At 58.0% G+C, this 2,351-nt stretch carries 2 protein-coding genes; one reads left to right on the top strand and one right to left on the bottom strand.

Features of this window, described 5'->3' with window-relative positions; genetic code table 11:
* Nucleotides 1-120 precede the first annotated feature (120 nt).
* The gene (locus tag AC2FFD_RS22210) at nucleotides 121-1,098 is read left to right on the top strand and encodes an HpcH/HpaI aldolase/citrate lyase family protein (protein WP_257601335.1); all 978 of its coding nucleotides are present in this window, start codon (nucleotides 121-123) and stop codon (nucleotides 1,096-1,098) included.
* Between the two features lie 69 nt (nucleotides 1,099-1,167).
* Here the strand turns inward: AC2FFD_RS22210 and AC2FFD_RS22205 are convergent, their stop codons facing one another.
* A complete protein-coding gene (locus AC2FFD_RS22205) occupies nucleotides 1,168-2,169 on the bottom strand; it encodes a helix-turn-helix domain-containing protein (protein ID WP_496874160.1) in 1,002 nt (333 codons plus the stop codon).
* Nucleotides 2,170-2,351 lie beyond the last annotated feature (182 nt).

Below are 2,351 nucleotides of genomic sequence, written 5' to 3'. Positions count from 1 at the left end.
CTGGCTGCCAATGGCGAAGACGGCAACGGCGCCGTCGAAGCCAAGGTCAAGGCCGAAGTCGCAGACCTCTGCGCACGCTTCCCGATCTATCCGAACCTGTAAGACGAAGGACCCGAACCCATGAGTTTTCATTCCATTGACCAAGCCCCAGCCCGTCTGAACCGCAGTGAATTGGCCGTACCCGGCAGCCAACCCGGAATGTTCGAAAAGGCAGCTAAATCCGATGTGGACGTTATTTTCCTTGATCTGGAAGACGCTGTTGCGCCGGATGAAAAAGAACAAGCCCGCAGGAACATCATTCAGGCGCTGAACGACATCGACTGGGGCAACAAGACCATGTCGGTTCGGATCAACGGTCTGGACACGCATTACATGTACCGCGACGTCGTCGATGTGGTCGAGCAGGCTGGTGAACGGCTGGACCTGATCATGGTCCCCAAGGTCGGGACGGCTGCTGATGTCTATGCCGTCGATATGCTGGTGACCCAGATCGAAGACGCCAAGGGTTACAAAAAACGGATCGGGTTCGAGCACATCATCGAAACCGCGCTTGGCATGCAGAATGTCAGTGAGATTGCGGCAGCATCCAAGCGCAATGAAAGCCTGCACTTCGGCGTGGCCGACTATGCGGCCTCGACCCGTGCGCGCACCACGATCATCGGCGGTGTGAACCCGGACTACTCTGTTTTGACGGATACGGATTCGGACGGTGGGCGCCAGACCCATTGGGGTGATATGTGGCATTATGCACTGGCCCGCATGGTGGTTGCGGCGCGCGCCAACGGACTGCGCCCGATTGACGGACCTTTTGGCGATTTTCAGGACCCGGACGGTTACAAGGCTGCCGCAAAACGCGCCGCCGTTCTGGGTTGCGAGGGCAAATGGGCCATTCATCCAAGCCAGATCGCACTTGCCAACGAGGTGATGTCGCCGTCGGACGCCGAGGTCAACAAGGCTCAGCGCATTCTCGTCGCCATGGCCGAGGCCGAAGCCGATGGAAAAGGCGCTGTTTCGCTGGACGGCCGGCTGATAGATTACGCCTCGATCCGTCAGGCCGAAGTGCTGGTGGAAAAGGCAAGCCAGATTGCTGCGGCGTGAACCAAACCAAAGCTGCGTGGGCAAACTGCCCACGCGATAGTATCGCCCGTTGCGCACGTCGAAGAAGTGCTAGGATCCTTCCGGCGCCATCGACCCCATGAACCGACGGTCGCGCACATCATCCGGGCTGGTTTTGTAGCAGCGTTGAAACGCACGTTTCAAAGCGACGGTCGATGAAAAACCAGTGGCTGCCGAGATTTCGATCTGCGACATGTTCGTGAACTGCAACAGGTTCTGCGCCCGTTCCAGACGAAGCTCCTTGTACGTGGAAAGAAGCTTTGCACCGGTTTTGCTCAGGAACCGTCGTTGCAGCTGCCGCGTCGAGGTTTTGAGCAAACGGGAAAGATCGGAAATCGTCAGAGGATCTTCGATGTTTTCCTGCATCGCATCCAAAGTACGCACCACCAAAAGATCACCCTTTGCCCTGTGCACCAACCGGGCAGCCAACCTGCTTTCGTGTTTTTGCGTGGGTTCGGTCAGACCAATATAGCTGCGCAGTGCGTCCGCTATATGCTCTCCGTGATCCATGGACACGAATTCGGACAACAGCCGCAACGCGCTCAGTCTGCTGGTTGCGCTGTGGGGGTGCCCGTCGGCGGCCAGATGGGTTGCCGCACCGCAGCTTTCCAATCCGCTTTCCAGCGCGGCCGCAGCAAAGTTGGGATGAACCGCAACGATGTTTCGGCCCGCTCTGCCCAGTTGCACCAGCAGCAGGACAGCTCCGCCGACCAGAACGGTCCTTGAAGACAGGTTGAGAACTTGCGAAATCCAGCTTCTGCGCGGACCGGAGACGTCCCAGTTGTTCTCCAGGTCGCCCCAAAATATCGCCGTCCGACCTGTCCAATAAAGAGGCCCGCCGACCGAGTCATTTCCGGACACCCGGAGATTGACGACGTAAGAGCAGTTTTCGACCAGGCTGTTCAGAGCTTGATAGAACTCGACGACGATTTCAGCCGATGCCAGCGCCCGCGTGTCGCTGAGGATAACATCGATGTGTTTTAGTCTTTCGGGAACCTCCGGCCCGGTCGTTGCCAGGTTGGGGCGATCATTTGCGAGGACATAGTGTTTCATTGTTCCTCCATCGAATTGACGAGAGGCAGCGCCTCGCAGGACGCTGCCCTCTTTCTTGGATTTCAATCCGCCAGGGCAAAAGGCGGATTGCTATGCCCGGTTCCCTATTCCGCGGCGTCTTGGTATGCGTCCATTGGGGGGCATGTGCAGACGAGGTTTCGGTCGCCATATGCGTTGTCGAC

Source organism: Ruegeria sp. YTSC002 (assembly GCF_059609845.1).
This window is presented reverse-complemented; position numbering and strand designations above follow the sequence as displayed.